The following is a 17,247-nucleotide window of genomic DNA, read 5'->3' on the forward strand; positions in this document are numbered from 1 at the left end:
ACATGGGCATTGCAGACTTGAACATCTAGGTTTTTATCTACTAACTAAAACGCAACTTTTACACCTAGGTTAACTGTGGTGCCGATTCCTTTTACATTAAATGCAGTATAGGTCAGCGCTTGAGCGCGAGCAGGGAAATAGTCTTGGTTAAATAGATTTTCAACACCCGCAAAAATTGACACGTCACCAAAATCATAGCTACCACTCAAATTAACCACGTCATATCCTTTAACATTCCCTTCATCTCCTGTGAAGTTACCCTCGTCATTTCGTTCAAAACGTTCGCGATCTTCAACATGCAAATAACTTACTGACAACGCAGCTTGCTCTGTAGGTCGCCAGTTTGCAACAAACGTAGCCTTTGGAGCACCAATTTGGCGACCTCCAATATACAGGTCTGATTCAGTATGTTTACCTTCAACATAACCAAACGTCGCAGCAAAATTCAACGTGTCATCCACTCGATAATTTACCACCCCTTCGTAACCCCAAACTTTTTGTGGTGCCCTTTGAGTGATATAAATGCCAGTGTCAGGGTTTAATACACTCCTAGATCCTAAATCCGATTCGCTTCGATACGCGGTAAATTCTAGTCGCCATTGTTCTATGTTACTAACAAAACCAACTTCGTAGTTTTTAACAATTGCCGCTTCGGTTTGGATTAAAGATATATCATTAACAGTGGCTGAACGTAATAGCACACCTATATCCGGTACATCAGCCCCCTCCGAATAACTTAAATAAGGATTAAACGCGTCGAAGGCATTATAACGAAAACCGATATTGTAAGTGGTTGCCTCAAAGTCAATATCTCCACCAGCGACAGACATTGGGGTAGAGCACACTGTCGGACTTGTACACAACTTTAAGGTGTCATAGTCGTCCACTGAAATATTAATATCTTCCTGACGTATACCCGCTTTTAAAATATAGTCATCAGCAATTATCCATTTACTTTGAATAAAACCAGCTAGATTACCCATATCCATTTCGGGCACCCACATACGACCGTCAACCAAAGGCTGAGAAGTCACATCATTCAGTGCGTCAAGACCATAAATTAAATTCAGTTCAACTTGATCAAAGTCGAAATAGCTATTGAATGTGGCTCGTAATCCTTTCTTTTCAGATCGGATCATAGATTGGCCACCGTCAACTCCGAGATCTGGATTACCCAAGCGAGTCGAATAGAAAAACACATTCTCTATCTTCTGCATGTAGGCATCTATAGCTAGTTGTGTGTTTTTGAATACAGCGTTGTCTTGGTATTTTAGTTGTAAATTGTGATTACCACGAGGCCCTTGCGGCTCTGCTGTCGGTGGTTTACCTGAAGGGTCGTAAATAGCATAGGTTTTTTCTCCTTTGCTGATATTCCCCACTACATCGACCCAATCTGAATCTTGTTGTGATTCATAATAGTTGTAGGTAATAGCTAAATTTTTCTCAGTAGAAAATTCATAAGCTAGCTTAGTAAAGTAGTTTTTTGAAACACCTTCAGACAAACCGTATTGCGTTCCTAAAGCATCACCGTCTGCATCTCGTAATACACCATTTTCTTCATGACTCAAACTGGCAACATAGCTAAACGCATCAACTGAACCGTAAACAGAAGCAGCTACTTTTCCACCGACTGAATCTTCTAACTTAACAGCACTAAAACGTGTTGAAAGATCTATATTTCCTGAAATTGCTTTATCACCACCTGGCTTTTTGGTGATGTAATTAATAATACCGCCAGCCGCTCCATTGCCATAGATAGACGTTGCGCCTTGAATAATTTCTATTCGTTCAATCACATTTGGGTCTAGTGTTTTTATACCTAAGGCCCCGTTTCTCAATGGCGTTGATTGAGGTACCCCATCTATCATAACTAAAGCAGCTCGACCCCGTAGGGTTTGGCCGAAGTTACTTGAAGTCCCAGTACCTGAACTAATACCAGGTACATACATAGCCAACAAGTTTTGGATGTCTGGAGATACTTTCATTTGCTGTTGTAAGTCTTGATTACTGATCACTGTGACTGATACAGGCACTTCATCAATGCTTTCAACAATACGGCTTCCCGTAACTAATACAGTTTCCATTTCATTTTGTTTTGCTTGTAGCGATGCTGAAATAGCCAAACTCACTACAGCAACTGAGAATAATTTCATATAGCTTCCTAACTGTCCCATCAGAATAAAACAACACAATATAGCAAATGATAATTATTTTCACTAAGGTTTACAAAAAAGGATGTATAGAGATTATTCAGCAAATTTCTGCCATCGAGGTTAAGAAGCTTTAAGCAGTATACTCTTGTAAAAAAACGCCCGAGTTTACAAGGTAAACTCGGGCGCGTAATACTTTAAAATGATGTTTTTTAACTAAATTACTTCTTCTTAGCTTTAGCAAAAGCCTCTGCAAAAGCATTATTCATTAAACCACCGCCTGCATTGCCACCAAATGAACTTTGTTGACCACGGCCTTTATTGCGGTTGCCGCCGTTATTAGTTTTGTTGCGCTCAGAAGGTTTTTGACTACCGCCAGATTTAGTCGGCGCAGCATGCACTTCATCATTTAAACGCATAGTTAAACCTATACGTTTACGCGGTGCGTCTACTTCAATCACCTTAACTTTGACTATGTCACCGGCTTTTACCACTTTGCGCGGATCATCAATAAAAGTTTCTGACATTGCAGAAATATGCACTAAACCGTCTTGATGCACACCAATATCAACAAAGGCACCAAAGTTAGTTACATTGGTTACTACACCTTCTAACTTCATACCCTCTTTAAGGTCTGCTATGGTTTCAACACCCTCTTTAAAAGTTGCAGTTTTAAACTCAGGACGAGGGTCACGGCCAGGCTTTTCTAGCTCTTTGATGATGTCTTGTACTGTTGGTAAACCAAAAGTGTCGTCCGTGTAGTCAGCTGCTTTTAATTTGCGTAACTTGTCGCTATTAGCGATTAAGTTAGTTACAACTTCATCATTTGCTGCAACTATTTTTTCGACCACAGGATATGCTTCAGGGTGAACAGCTGATGCATCAAGTGGGTTGTCACCACCCACTATTTTTAAGAAACCAGCACATTGTTCAAATGCTTTTGGCCCTAAACGTGCAACTTTTTTCAATTGGTTGCGGTTGGTAAAACCACCGTTTTCATTTCTGAATTCAACCACATTTTGCGCCATGGTTTTGGTTAGACCTGACACTTTTGACAATAGCGGTACAGATGCTGTGTTTAAATCAACACCCACTGCGTTTACACAGTCTTCAATCACTGAATCTAGTGATTTACTTAACGAACTTTGATTCACATCGTGCTGATATTGGCCTACACCAATTGATTTCGGCTCTATTTTCACCAGCTCAGCTAATGGATCTTGTAGACGACGGGCAATAGAAACAGCACCACGTAAACTTACATCTAAATCAGGGAATTCATTTGCGGCAGTTTCAGAAGCTGAATAAACCGAAGCACCCGCTTCGCTGACCATAATCTTGTTTAGCTTAACTTCTGCTGCTTCTTTTAAAATTTCCGCCGCTAACTTATCAGTTTCACGCGAAGCTGTGCCATTACCAATACTAATAAGCTCAACTTGATGTTTTTTAATTAAGTTGATTAAAGTGCGTTTACTTTTATCCCAAGCATTTTGAGGTGGATGTGGGAATACAGTTGCTGTGTCTAACAACTTACCAGTTTGATCAACAATCGCCACTTTAACCCCAGTACGAATACCCGGATCTAGCCCCATAGTCACTTTAGCACCAGCAGGCGCAGCCATTAATAAATCTTTTAAGTTAGACGCAAATACTGAAATTGCCCCAGCTTCGGCACGTTCACGCACATCCGCAAACAACTCAGTTTCCATATGAGTTAATACTTTAACTTTCCACGTCCAGCTAATCACTTGTTTTAAGAAAGTTTCACCTGCACGGCCTTGCCATTCAATATTTAAATAATCTGCAATCATGCCTTCAACAATAGAACCAGTTTGATTGTCGTCTTTTTCAGGATCAGCATTTAACGCTAAAGTTAAAAAGCCTTCGTTACGCCCGCGGAAAATCGCTAATGCACGGTGTGATGGAATAGTTTTAATGCTTTCGCTAAATTCAAAGTAATCTGAAAACTTAGCTGCTTCTTTTTCTTTACCATCAATTAACTTAGCTTCAATGGTCGCATTATCAGTTAAATGTTGGCGAATGCGTTTTAATAATGGCGCTTCTACTGCGAACCTTTCCATTAAAATATAGCGCGCACCTTCTAATGCCGCTTTGGTGTCTTCAATGCCTTTATCAGCACTGATATAAGCTTGGGCTAATTGCTCAGGATCTTGCGCTAAATCAGCCATAATTGCATCGGCTAGTGGCTCTAAACCTGCTTCAATCGCAATTTGACCTTTAGTACGGCGTTTAGGTTTGTAAGGTAAGTAAAGTTCTTCTAAATCGGTTTTACTTTGTGCTTGTTCAATTGACTTAGCAAGCTCTGGCGTTAGTTTGCCTTGTTCTTCAATATTCTTGAGAATTACTTGGCGACGCTCAGTTAATTCACGTAAATAACCCAAACGATTTTCTAAGTTGCGCAATTGGGTGTCATCTAATCCACCTGTTACTTCTTTACGGTAACGTGCAATAAAAGGTACGGTTGCGCCTTCATCTAATAATTTAACCGCAGAAATTACCTGAGTTGGCTGTACCGCTAACTCGCCAGCGATAATCTTTAAAATATCTGTCATTTGTTGTCCTGTGTGCACACATTAATGTTACTGCGTGTTTTTAGCTCTCTACCCGCTGAATTTTCCGATGTAAACACTAAACGGCGGGCTCTTCAAAATATGCGTGATTTTATAGCAGACCAAATTAATCACCACAAGCAAAGTACGCAAATAGAATGAAGTTTGTTCGGTTGCAAAAGAATATTGAAGGTTTTGAAATTGAAACAAGTGGTAAAGAAATAGATTAATTACACCAATCCATAGGATCTAGCGGCTGACCTTGATAGCGCACTTCAAAATACAAGCTTGGTTTAGTTTGTCCGCCTGATTGGCCAACCAAAGCGATAGGCTCACCGGACTGAACAATTTCACCCACATCTTTTAGTAGCGCTTGGTTGTGGCCATATAAGGTCATATAACCGTTACCATGTTCAACCACTATGACTAAACCATAACCTTTTAACCAGTCTGAGAAAATCACTTGGCCAGCATGGACATTGTGTACTGTTGCGCCCGAATCAGCGTCAATTTTAATGCCTTTCCAGCGCAATTGGCCTGATTTACGTTTGCCATAGATATTTTGTATTTTGCCTTTAGCTGGCCACAAGAGTCGGCCTTTAATATCTTGCAAACCATTCAGTTCAACTTGCTGAGGTAATTCGTCAATTGCTTCAGCCAAAGCTTCTAATGCTTGAGCAAGCGCAGCTTCGTTATCACGTAAACGCTGAATTTCGGCTGATTCAGATTTTATCAATTGCGCCAATGCATCAATTTGCTGTTGTTGCTGCGCTTTTAATTTAACTAATTCTTGTTGTTTCTGTGCTTCAATTTCGACTAGCTCAACTAATCTAAGTTGTTTTTGATTAAGCATTTCAGTCGTTTGTGCTAATTCAGCTAGTGTAGTTTTTAAATCTTCAATCGCTTGGGTGCGTGCTTTGTTTAAATATTGGTAATAGCTGATCACCCGCTCTAATTTGGCGGGTGAATCTTGGTTTAACAATACTTTTAAATAATCGTGTTGGCCTATGTGGTAAGCACTATTCAGTTGTTTTTCTAATACTTTTAGCTGTTGCTGCTTGAGTTGTTCTAATTCTTGTTGGCGTGCAGTGAGCTTTTTCAGCTCTTTTTCTGTTGCGGTTAATTCTTGTTTGGTTTGGCGTAAAACCCGTGCTGCTTGACCAATTTGTTTATCTGTTTGCGCTAGTTTGTTTTGAGTTTGTTTTAGTTCTGAGTGGCTTTTATCTAACTTATTTTGTTTATCAATAATTTGCTGCTGAACTTTTTCTAGTTTGCGTTGTGTTTGTTCAGTATCTGATTCAGCAAATGCTTTGGTAGATAAGATTGTTTGCAGGAAAAAAAACACAACAAGGCAAACAAATTTAATGTTTGCCCCGTTGATATTTTGTATTGGTTTAGCAATCCTTAGCAGATTCAACTTAAACCAATTTAAAGATAGATTGACCTGTCATTTCTGCAGGTTGTTCCATACCCATTAAGTGAAGCATTGTAGGCGCTACGTCACTTAATACACCATTAGCTTTAGCTAATTCAGCTTTACGGCCAAAATAGATAAATGGTACTGGCTCGCTGGTATGTGCTGTATGTGCTTGTCCCGTAATTGGGTCAACCATTTGCTCTGCATTACCATGGTCAGCAGTGATTAAACACTCACCACCTACTTTTGCTAAAGCTTCAGTAACACGGCCAATTGCAGCGTCTACCGCTTCACAGGCTTTAACAGCGGCTTCAAATACACCTGTATGACCAACCATGTCACCGTTTGGATAGTTACAAATAATTGCATCAAATTCTTGGCTTTCAATCGCTTCAACTAATTTATCGGTTAATAACACTGAGTTCATTTCAGGTTGAAGATCATAAGTTGCCACTTGTGGAGACGGAATTAATACGCGTTTTTCGCCTTGGAATTCGTCTTCACGGCCACCGCTGTAGAAGAAAGTAACATGCGCATATTTTTCAGTTTCAGAAATACGTAACTGAGTTTTGCCATGTTTTTCTAACCACTCCCCCATTACATTAACAAGGTCTGATGGTGGATAAGCACAGCTTGCTTGAATGTCAGCTGCGTATTGAGTCAACATAACAAAATCACTATATGCTGGTACTTTTGCACGGGCAAAACCGTCAAAATCAGTGTCGACAAATGCACGAGTAATTTCACGCGCACGGTCAGCACGGAAGTTCATAAAAATAATCGCGTCGCCATCATTGATGGTTGCAGCTTGGCCATTTGCATCAACAATTGCAGTTGCTTTTACAAACTCATCATTTTCGTCACGCTCGTAAGCAGCTTTTAAACCGTCAACGGCAGAAGTTGCTGTGTATTCTGCTTTGCCTTCAGTTAATAACTCATAACAAGCTTGTACACGATCCCAACGCTTATCACGATCTAACGCAAAATAACGACCAATAATGCTCGCCACACGGCCTTTACCTGTTGCAGCTAATTGTGCCTCTAACTCTGCTAATGGGTTTTCAGCACTACGTGGTGGTGTATCACGACCATCTAAAAATGCGTGAACATAAACTTGCTCCGCACCACGAGCAACCGCCATATCTACCATAGCTTTAATGTGATCGTTATGGCTATGTACACCGCCTGGTGAAGCTAAGCCCATAATGTGCACAGCTTTACCAGCGTCTTTAGCACTGTCTACTGCTTTAACTAAAGCAGCATTGTTTTGGAATTCGCCATCGGCAATATCTTTGGTGATACGAGTGAAATCTTGATAAACAATACGGCCAGCACCTAAGTTTACGTGACCTACTTCACTGTTACCCATTTGTCCGTCAGGTAAACCTACGTCCATGCCTGAGCCAGAAATTAATGTGCTTGGATACTCTTTCCACAATTTATCTAAATTTGGCGTGTTCGCGGCCATAATCGCGTTGTCTTTAGGGTTTTCGCTGTAACCCCAACCATCCATAATGATTAACACTAATGGTTTTTTCGCAGTAGTCATGCTGTTTACCTGTAGTCGTATTAGTATTTGTGCAAATTTTACTAAGAATTGCTCTACAAACCAATGACAATCCGATTAAATCATACAGTTCTGGTTTATATCGCGGATAATTAGTTGTTATTGTCGCATATCTAGGCTGCTGCAAACAAATATAACGCAATGCAAGGTATAATGACTGCCTTGAGCCTAGTCTCATAGCTTTAGATTACCCAAATTAGATAATTCCGCTAATTGCAAAAAGCGATTGTATTGGTTTAGTTAAGCGATAAGGCTATAATCTGCCGCAGTAAAAACATTCATAGGTCTTTTTAATGCAAGAATACATTCAATTTTTTGCCAATCACCCAATTATGACAGGTGCTTGGTTCGTATTATTTTTCGCGGTTGTTTACACTTTAGTTCAAGCTAAATTTGCACCTTATGCCCGCGTGAATACTCAACAGCTTACCTTATTGGTCAACCGCGAAGACGCAGCTATAGTGGATATTCGTCCGGCTGCTGAATTTAGCAAAGGCCATATCGCCGGCGCATTGAACATTACCAGTGATAAAATTGACGGTGGTAACAATCCAGCCCTTGAAAAAAACAAAGATAAACCCATTATTGTTGTTTGTACCGCAGGTTTGAGTGCGGCAAAAGTTGCAACTCAACTATGCCAAGCAGGTTATCCAAAAGTAAACTTACTTGAAGGTGGTATGAATGCTTGGTTAAATGCGAACTTACCTGTCGCAAAAGGTTAATTTAAAATGGCTACAGTAACCGTATATAGCAAAAGTTGGTGTCCGTTTTGTAGAAGAGCCAAAATGCTCCTGACACAAAAAGGCGTTGCGTTTAATGAAATTGACATAGATCAACAACCTGAAAAACGCGATGAAATGATCCAACTGAGCGGACGCTCAACTGTGCCACAGATTTTTATAAATGAGCATCATGTCGGTGGATGCGACGATTTATTCGACGCAGAATACGACGGTGAACTAGATAATTTGCTCAACGCATAATTTAAAACAAAGGTATTGTCATGTCAGAACAAACTCCAGAAAACAACCAACAAGCTGCAGGTGAAAACGCACCGCAATTCGCAATTCAACGTATTTTTGCGAAAAACATTTCATTTGAAACACCAAATTCACCTGAAATTTTCACTATTCAGTGGAAACCAGATGTACAAATGGACATAGATACAAAAAGTAAAAAGCTTGACGGTGACACTTACGAAGTTGTTTTATCAATTACAGTAACAGCTAAAATTGAAGACAAAACTGCGTTTCTAGTAGAAGTTGAACAAGCGGGTATTTTCGCTATTGCTAACTTACCACCACAACAAATGGCGCACACTATTGGTTCTATGTGTCCGGGTATTTTATTCCCTTATGCACGTGAAGCAATTTCAAACTTAGTTAACCGTGGTACTTTCCCTCCGCTTAACTTAGCACCTGTAAACTTTGATGCTTTATTTGCTAGCTACATGCAGCAAGTTGCGCAACAAGCTCAAGAAAACCAAGAGTCAAACCAAAAACTAGATTCTTAATATGAGCGAACCTTTATTTGATATTGGTGTAATCGGTGCTGGCTCGTACGGCACTGCATTAGCCATTTGTATAGCACGTAATGGCCATAAAACAGCCCTGTGGGGTCGTGATGAAGCACAAATTACCGCTATGCAACAAAGCAGGGAAAACAGCCGATATTTACCCGGTTTGCCATTACCACAAGCTTTAACCCCACAGGCAGATTTAGCTCATGTGGTGCAAAACAGCCGTAATATTTTATTGGTAGTGCCAAGCCATGCTTTTGGCGAAGCGCTCGCACAAATAAAACCGCATTTGCGCAGCGACAGTTCTATTGCTTGGGCGACTAAAGGTTTAGAGCCAGAAACAGGCCGATTATTGCAAGATGTTGCGCGTGAACAGTTAGGCGAATCTCGTACCTTAGCTGTTGTCAGCGGCCCAACCTTTGCCAAAGAAATGGCAGCCGGTATGCCAACTGCAATTTCAGTATCATCAACCGATGCTGATTTTATTCAAACCTTGTCTGATTTAATGCACTGTGAAAAACGTTTTCGAGTGTATAAAAATAACGACTTTATTGGTGTACAACTAGGCGGTGCGGTTAAAAACGTAATTGCTATCGGCGCCGGTATGGCGGATGGTATTGGTTTTGGCGCAAATGCACGTACTGCATTAATTACCCGTGGTTTAACTGAGTTGTGTCGTTTAGGTGAAGCACTAGGCGCAAAACCAGAAACCTTTATGGGTATGGCAGGTTTAGGCGACTTAGTATTAACCTGTACTGATAACCAATCGCGCAACCGTCGTTTTGGTTTAGCGTTAGGTCAAGGCAAATCGGTTGAACAAGCCATGTCAGATATTGGTCAAGTGGTTGAAGGCTATCGCAACACCAAAGAAGTGTATATGTTAGCGCAACGTATGCAGGTTGAAATGCCAATTGTTGATCAAATTTATCAAGTGTTATACCAAGGCAAAGCGCCAAAAGAAGGTGCATTAGCTTTGTTAGGGCGCGAACAGAAGTTTGAGTAACTTAGGTTTCAACAAAGCACTAGAGCATAATTTATAGTACGACAGAGACTATTCATCCTTGAAGTTTAAGCCCTGTCGTCTTCCTTGACTCCACCTCATCAGACTGCGAAGCGGTGCTTCGTTTCTGATTCGCCCCTGAAAGAGAGACTTTGCTCTAAATTATCGCTCTAGTACTGTAAATCAATCATTACTTACTGCCTAACAGCGACTTCTCCAACTCAGTCAAATACGCCACATGTGGTGGTAGCGTTAAACTATTAGGTCTAAGTGCTTTAATTGCCACACTTGCGTCCGCTAATGACCAACCTCGTTCTAACAGTATTTGTGCTGATACTAAACCAGTGCGGCCTGTGCCACCTTTGCAATGCACAGCAATTTTTTTGTTGTCGTCTAATAACTTATGCACAGTTTCTCTTGCTTGCTTCCAAGCAGATTGAAATGCCTCTTCTGGAGCTTGGTCATCGTGAATTGGCAGGTGAAACCACAAAATATCGTGTTGCTCACACAAATCTTTAATTGCAGTGACATCATTTTTTTCTAATTCGTATTGCTGCATAAAAGTTAATACAGCACTGGCGCCTTCGGCTTTTAATTGCGCGATTGATTCAGCCAGTGGCAAACCTTTAGTACCTGGGCATGGGGTGATAATAATAGCTGCGCCTTGCTCATTTAGAGCGAGTGGAAAAGTAGGATGTGTCATAATTCAATTAGTCCTTACACAAAATATTGCGCTAAATTAACCAGCCTGCGAGGTTAAAGTCAAATTAGGCTGAATAGCATTTTTTTGTTTTAACCAAACATAGGCCAACAAACACAACAAAGCAGAGAATATCGCAACAGTTGCTGCTAAATTGGCATTTCTAAAGGTATAAAACTGGCCGATAAAACCAGTTAGAGTTGACCCCAACATCATGCCAACTTTTATTGCATTGGAGTAAAACGCTGAGGTAAAACCAATGCGCTGTGGTAGTTCTTCTTGCAATAACGTTAACGATAGACCAGCAAACAAACCATAAAAAATAGCATTAATAAATTGCAAACCTATGAATTGCCAAACGTGCTCGGCAAAATAAACACCGATGTAAAAGGTCATTGCAAATAGATAAGCAATCGCAATCAGGCGGGTTTTACCAATAGATTTAGCTAACTTACTTGAATAGAGCATCACTGGAATTTCTAAACAAGCAACTAAACCCATAAACACCCCAGGGGTATATTCAGCAAAGCCTAACTCTCGAATAACATATAAAGGCATAGACGACGAATAGAGGATGTTTGCAACCGATCCTAAAGTGACTGAAATACCGAGCAACCAAAAAGCCAATCCTACAGCTTGTGGTTTTTCAACTTCATTATTTTGATTGGATTTAGAGATATCTGGAATAAATTTGTACGCAAAAATAGCTGCGACAACAGCACAAATAGCCGCCATATAAAATGATGCAAAAAAACCAAACGCCGAGGCCAAAGCAAAACCAATTGCAGGGCCTGCAATCCAAGCAAAGGAAATAGCCGCGCGCAAATTCGCGTTAAATTGTCCCACGTCCACTTTATCAGCTTGATTTGCCCACTGGCGCGATATGGTTAACATTTGTGGAATAGCTGCATTACCAACGGCGACAAAAGCAACACCAGCCAACAACACTAACCAAAAAGAAGACACATTAGCATAAATAGCTAAACCAATCGCCATAGCCAATACTGCAAAAATATACATTTTACGCGCACTTAAACCAGCATCAGCTTTTTGCCCTAACCACTGGCTAATTGCTAAACCCGACAAAGTAACACTGACAGTATACAAACCAATATAGATAGGCTGAGCATTTAAATCTTGTACTAAAAACAAGCTCATTAGCGGATTAACAAATGAACCAACTAGACCGGTTAATATACTTAAAACAATAAATAACCGAGGGGACGTTTTAACAGCAGGTAACAACTAACTACACCTTAAAAGAATAACCACAACAAACTAAGCAGCTTGCAACTGCTCAAAAAAGAGGCGGTATTATAAGGATTAAAAACTAGCTTACAAGTGTATTAACCTTAGCTATGCATAAGCAGAGTTGAAGTAAATTTATGCGCAGTGATACTTACTCGTTTATCTTTACGGTCCAATACGGATAGTTTTTCATCTATCAAGGCATTTTTATGTATCTAATAGCTGGCTATTAGTAGTAAAAATAACGCAGAGAGATGGAAAAATAGACATATTGGGCAATTTTGATTATGCGTAGCTGAGGTTAATCAGTATTACTATTTTGATATTGGACAACTTGATTTCGACCGTTGCCTTTAGCTGCATATAAAGCTTCGTCAGCTTGTTTTAGTGCAACAGACAAAGTTTGTTTATCAACCTCAACTAAACCAATACTAGTGGTGACATTGAGCACTTGAGTTAATACTTTAAATTCAAAACTTTCGAAGTGATGGCATAAAAATTCAAAGCGCCCAAGTGCTTCATCAATCGACGTTTCCGGCAATAATACACAGAACTCCTCACCACCCAATCGAGCAACTATGCCATCTTTAAAATGTGCCATCATACGTTGTGCGGCTTGAACCAAAACAATATCACCGGCTTCATGTCCATAAGTATCATTAATCGCTTTAAAATGGTCTAAATCAAGTAAAGCTAAAGCGCTCGGTTTACTCGCTGTTTTTAACGCTTGGTTGGATAATTCAAAAAAACACCTGCGGTTCTTTATCTTGGTCAAAAAATCATGATTAGCAGCAAATTCAATTTCTTCTACTTGCTCTATGTATTCTAAGTTTCTGAAAATTCGTGTATAAAATTCTTCTGCATCAAAAGGCTTATTCAACGCATCATTAGCACCATTTTTTAAGAAGCGCGCGGTTAACATCGCATTGTTACTGCTGGAAATAGCTAAAATGGCTATCTTCTCGTGTGGGTTTTTCCGTCTAATTTTTGATGTAAGTTCCACGCCCGACATCTTCGGCATTTCGTAATCAGTGATCACGACTTTAATTTGAGGATGTGCTTTTAACCGCTCTAACGCATCTTCGCCGTCTACTGCTTCTATTACAGTAAAGTTTTGTCGCTCTAATAAGGTACGTAGATATTTACGTACAGATAGTGAGTCATCAACCACTAATATACTCACCTGCATATTACGTTTTAATCGTGTAAGTAATTTTCCAACGTAATCAAACGAGTGCACGGTTTCTTTTAAGATAAAATCGACAACCGCTTTCGCCATTACCTTTTTACGTACTTGTTCGTCTAATCGACCGGTTAAAACAAAGGTTGGAATTTTTGCCGCAACCGTTTGATCAATCGCTTCGCCGTTATGAGCGTCAGGTAAATGGAAATCAACACAGGCACAAAAGTAGTCTTTAAATTCAACAAGCGCTGCTGTTAGCTCGGCCATACTGTGCATAACATCTACTTCAAAACCAAGCTTTTGCGCAATTTTGGTTAAAATATCAGCTGTCGTTCTATGATCTTCAACTATTAAAACTCTATTGTTCATGCTGAATCCTATTTACGCATGCGCTGCTGAATATATGGTTAATCGGTTGCGGCCCTCTTCTTTGCTCTGATAAAGCGCTTCATCGGCAAATTGGATCATTTGATCTATCGAATGTTGGCCTGAAATGTAACCAATACTAATAGTGTAATGTGTCTCAGCATCCCCACATGCTACAGCATGTTCACTAATCTCTTCTCGAAAGGCGTTTAATAAATGGCTATGGGTTTGCTGATTACCATCTTTAAACAAGATAACAAACTCTTCTCCTCCCATGCGGCATAGGGTTTCTTGCGCAAATTCTTCTCGCAAAGTATGCGCCAGATCTTTAATAACTTGGTCACCCATATCATGACCCAACTCATCATTAACACGTTTGAAGTGATCTATATCTAAAATTGCCACAGCATATTCATTATCACCTTGGCTAACTAGCTGTTGATTTGCTTGGGTGAAAAAAGCATAGCGGTTAAATAATCCCGTCATCGAGTCTAAGTCAGCTAACTGCTTAAGTTTTACCATATGCTCCAAATGTTCAATGCTTTGGTGAATACGGCAATAAAACTCCTCTAAACAGAAGGGTTTTTGTAAAAAATCGTTTGCGCCATTTTGAATAAATCGCGCAGACAAGGAAGATGCACCACCACCCGACAAGCCAATAATACACACTGCTTCTTTAGGTTTGCTTTTGCGCACTTCACTAACAAAACGCACACCATTCATGATCGGCATTTCATAGTCAGTAATAATTAATTTAATGTCAGGGTGTTGTGCTAGTTGTTCAAGCCCTTGCTGCCCATCGGCCGCTTCAACCACATCAAATAAATTGCGTTCAAGCAAACTCCGAATATAACTGCGGGTTGCCTCTGAATCATCAACCACTAACACTTTAAAATTGGGGTTGTGTTTAAAACGATTTAATTGTTTAGACAAATAAGAAAATGCTTCGGAGCTTTCTTTGGGGATATAATCGGAAACGGCTTTGCTGAGGATATGATCGCGAATTTCGCTATCTAAGTGGCCCGTCATCACAATGGCTGGAATACCATTTTTTATAACTTCATCTATTGCTTCGCCGTCAGGCCCGTCTGGTAAGCTGTAATCCACCGAAGCTAAATAGAAATTGTCTTCTTGCGCTAACGCTTGTTGGCACTCAGCGAGCGTTTCAACGATAACAGTTTGATATCCAGCTTCTTTGGCGACATATTCGACCAATGTTGATATTGGCCGACTATCCTCAACGATTAACAGCTTATACTGTTCCAACTTTTACCTCAGATAATTTCTAAGCGCGCAAAAGCCACCACCAACCATTTACTGCCTACTTGGTCGAAGTTCACTTGTACCCGACTATTTTGTCCACTGCCTTCGTAATTAAGAATAGTCCCTTCTCCGAATTTTGCATGCATAACTCTTTGACCTAATTGCAATCCGGTTTGGCTAAAACTATCTTCAACTACGCTGGCGCTAAACCTGCCAACTGCCGCTGGGCGACTTATTTGGTTGTTTAACCTAATTTCACTGACACAATCTGCCGGTATTTCCCGAATAAAACGGCTTGGTGCATGATATTGGTCTTTACCATATATTCGGCGCGATTCTGCATAAGTTAAATATAGCTGCTGTTTTGCCCTTGTCATGCCGACATAACATAATCTTCGTTCTTCTTCCATGCGGCCTGATTCTTCTGTGGTTTGTAAACTTGGAAACATGCCTTCTTCCACGCCACCAATAAACACCAGTGGAAACTCCAACCCCTTAGCACTGTGCAAGGTCATCATTTGCACTGCATCTTGATTACGCTCAGCTTGGTTTTCGCCTGATTCTAGCGCTGCGTGCGATAAAAACGCGCTTAAATCTGATAACTCAGGCTCGGTATTTTCAAACTGGCGGCAAGCCGTAACTAACTCCTCTAAGTTTTCGATACGTGCTTGCGCTTTTTCGCCTTTTTCTGATTGATACATAAAATGTAAACCAGAAGATTTAATCACTACATCACACTGACGATACAAAACTAAGTCTTCAATTTCATGCTCTAGTTCATTTATTTTATTCACAAAACTACTAACTGAATTGGCCGCGCGACCTGTCAGTAACTTTGCCGACACCAAATTTTCAGACGCTTGCCACATAGTTTGTTGGTGTTCACGCGCATATTGACGAATTTGTTGTAGAGATTTTTCACCTATACCACGCGTTGGTGTGTTGATAATACGCTCAAACGCTGCATCATCTTGGCGATTGTTTAACAAACGCATATATGCCAACGCATCTTTAATTTCTTGGCGCTCGAAGAAACGTAAACCGCCATAAATTCGGTACGGTATATTTTCAACAATCAACGCTTCTTCTAACACTCGCGATTGCGCATTACTACGGTATAAAATGGCACTGTCTTTTAACGCATTGCCTTGCTCTAACCACTCTTTGATACGGCCAACAATAAAACGAGCTTCATCGAGTTCGTTAAAAGCAGAATAAAGTTTGATTGCTTCGCCATCACCTGCTTGAGTCCACAAGTTTTTGCCTAAACGACCAGAATTGTGGGCAATAACCGCATTGGCGGCTTTCAAAATTGTCCCGCTGGAACGATAGTTTTGTTCTAGGCGGATCATATGTGCATCGGGAAAATCGTCTAAAAAGCGTTGGATGTTTTCAACTTTAGCACCACGCCAACCGTAGATAGATTGGTCATCATCACCGACTATACTGATAAAGTTGTCGGCGTCGGCCAATAAACGTAACCAGGCATATTGAATGCTGTTGGTATCTTGAAATTCGTCAACTAAAACGTGTTTAAATCTTTGTTGATAGTGACGCAATAAATGCGGATGTTTTAGCCATAATTCGTGTGCACGTAGTAATAGCTCAGCAAAATCGACTAGGCCAGATCGGTCACAGGTTTCTTGATAAGCTTGGTAAATGCGTTTCCAGACTTCGTCTTGTTGGTTGCCCCAAGTTTCTATGTGGTGTGGACGCAAACCTTCGTCTTTTTGCCCATTGATGTACCACATGGCTTGTTTTGGTGGCCATTTTTTTTCGTCTAAATCGAGTGCACGTACTACGCGTTTTATCAGGCGCAATTGGTCGTCGGCATCGAGTATTTGAAAACCTTCTGGCAAACCAGCATCGGCATAATGCAATCGCAACATACGGTGAGCTAATCCATGAAATGTGCCTATCCACATGCTTTGCACTGAGGTTTGCAATAAATCTTCTACCCTGTGGCGCATTTCTGCCGCCGCTTTGTTGGTAAAAGTTACCGCTAAAATTGAATGGGGGGAGATGTTTTCTGCTTGTATCAACCAAGCGATACGTTGCACCAGCACACGTGTTTTACCACTACCAGCACCTGCAAGTAACAGCATTGATTGTTGTGGCGCGGCAACTGCCTCGCGCTGTTTGTCATTTAACCCATCAATTAAACCATGAATATCCATGCATTCGACCTTCGCATTTTTTATAACTGCGCGCAGTATACTGGATAAACGGACAGTTCCCAAGTTTGGATTCGTTGGCGCTGGTAG

The 17,247-nt window shown here is 40.5% G+C and carries 13 protein-coding genes; 4 read left to right on the top strand and 9 right to left on the bottom strand.

All coding sequences use genetic code 11. From position 1 onward, the window contains the following. Positions 1-44: 44 nt before the first annotated feature. The 4 genes from ACMZOO_RS07415 to gpmM all read right to left on the bottom strand — a co-directional run bounded on the left by ACMZOO_RS07415 (position 45) and on the right by gpmM (position 7,686). Positions 45-2,153 carry a TonB-dependent receptor gene (locus ACMZOO_RS07415; RefSeq protein ID WP_440906054.1) on the bottom strand — a complete coding sequence of 703 codons (2,109 nt, stop codon included), beginning with the start codon at positions 2,151-2,153 and terminating at the stop codon, positions 45-47. Between the two features lie 218 nt (positions 2,154-2,371). Further along, positions 2,372-4,723, bottom strand: coding sequence for a Tex family protein (locus ACMZOO_RS07420; protein ID WP_440906055.1), 2,352 nt, complete (start codon positions 4,721-4,723; stop codon positions 2,372-2,374). 223 nt (positions 4,724-4,946) lie between these two features. After that, a complete protein-coding gene (locus tag ACMZOO_RS07425) occupies positions 4,947-6,065 on the bottom strand; it encodes a murein hydrolase activator EnvC family protein (RefSeq protein WP_440906056.1) in 1,119 nt (372 codons plus the stop codon). A 73-nt stretch (positions 6,066-6,138) separates the two neighbouring features. Next, positions 6,139-7,686 carry a 2,3-bisphosphoglycerate-independent phosphoglycerate mutase gene (gpmM, locus tag ACMZOO_RS07430; RefSeq protein ID WP_440906057.1) on the bottom strand — a complete coding sequence of 516 codons (1,548 nt, stop codon included), beginning with the start codon at positions 7,684-7,686 and terminating at the stop codon, positions 6,139-6,141. Between the two features lie 311 nt (positions 7,687-7,997). Here gpmM and ACMZOO_RS07435 point away from each other — a divergent pair, with 311 nt between their 5' ends. The 4 genes from ACMZOO_RS07435 to gpsA are packed head-to-tail and all read left to right on the top strand — an operon-like array spanning position 7,998 to position 10,226. Next, entirely contained in the window at positions 7,998-8,426 is a 429-nt protein-coding gene (locus ACMZOO_RS07435) for a rhodanese-like domain-containing protein (RefSeq protein WP_016956219.1), read from the top strand. A 6-nt stretch (positions 8,427-8,432) separates the two neighbouring features. Then, positions 8,433-8,687: a glutaredoxin 3 gene (gene grxC, locus ACMZOO_RS07440; protein WP_026016823.1), complete on the top strand. Its 255-nt coding sequence runs from the start codon at positions 8,433-8,435 to the stop codon at positions 8,685-8,687. 20 nt (positions 8,688-8,707) lie between these two features. Then, complete coding sequence (gene secB / locus ACMZOO_RS07445; RefSeq protein ID WP_016956217.1) at positions 8,708-9,217, top strand: protein-export chaperone SecB; 510 nt, start codon at positions 8,708-8,710, stop codon at positions 9,215-9,217. 1 nt (position 9,218) lies between these two features. Further along, positions 9,219-10,226, top strand: coding sequence for an NAD(P)H-dependent glycerol-3-phosphate dehydrogenase (gene gpsA, locus ACMZOO_RS07450; RefSeq protein WP_440906058.1), 1,008 nt, complete (start codon positions 9,219-9,221; stop codon positions 10,224-10,226). A 187-nt stretch (positions 10,227-10,413) separates the two neighbouring features. Here the strand turns inward: gpsA and ACMZOO_RS07455 are convergent, their stop codons facing one another. The 5 genes from ACMZOO_RS07455 to uvrD form a co-directional block, all read right to left on the bottom strand. Next, the gene (locus ACMZOO_RS07455) at positions 10,414-10,926 is read right to left on the bottom strand and encodes a phosphatase domain-containing putative toxin (protein WP_440906059.1); all 513 of its coding nucleotides are present in this window, start codon (positions 10,924-10,926) and stop codon (positions 10,414-10,416) included. Positions 10,927-10,962: 36 nt separating this feature from the next. Beyond that, positions 10,963-12,168, bottom strand: a complete 1,206-nt coding sequence (locus ACMZOO_RS07460) for a sugar efflux transporter (RefSeq protein WP_440906060.1) — start codon at positions 12,166-12,168, stop codon at positions 10,963-10,965. Positions 12,169-12,472: 304 nt separating this feature from the next. Next, positions 12,473-13,723 (bottom strand): GGDEF domain-containing response regulator, encoded by a 1,251-nt coding sequence (locus tag ACMZOO_RS07465; protein WP_440906061.1) that lies wholly within the window; start codon positions 13,721-13,723, stop codon positions 12,473-12,475. A 12-nt stretch (positions 13,724-13,735) separates the two neighbouring features. Beyond that, the gene (locus ACMZOO_RS07470; RefSeq protein WP_440906062.1) at positions 13,736-14,986 is read right to left on the bottom strand and encodes a diguanylate cyclase; all 1,251 of its coding nucleotides are present in this window, start codon (positions 14,984-14,986) and stop codon (positions 13,736-13,738) included. 8 nt (positions 14,987-14,994) lie between these two features. Continuing rightward, complete coding sequence (gene uvrD / locus ACMZOO_RS07475) at positions 14,995-17,160, bottom strand: DNA helicase II (protein ID WP_440906063.1); 2,166 nt, start codon at positions 17,158-17,160, stop codon at positions 14,995-14,997. Positions 17,161-17,247: the final 87 nt, after the last annotated feature.

Origin of the sequence: Catenovulum sp. SX2 (assembly GCF_052056295.1) — a bacterium.
Taxonomy (GTDB): domain Bacteria; phylum Pseudomonadota; class Gammaproteobacteria; order Enterobacterales; family Alteromonadaceae; genus Catenovulum.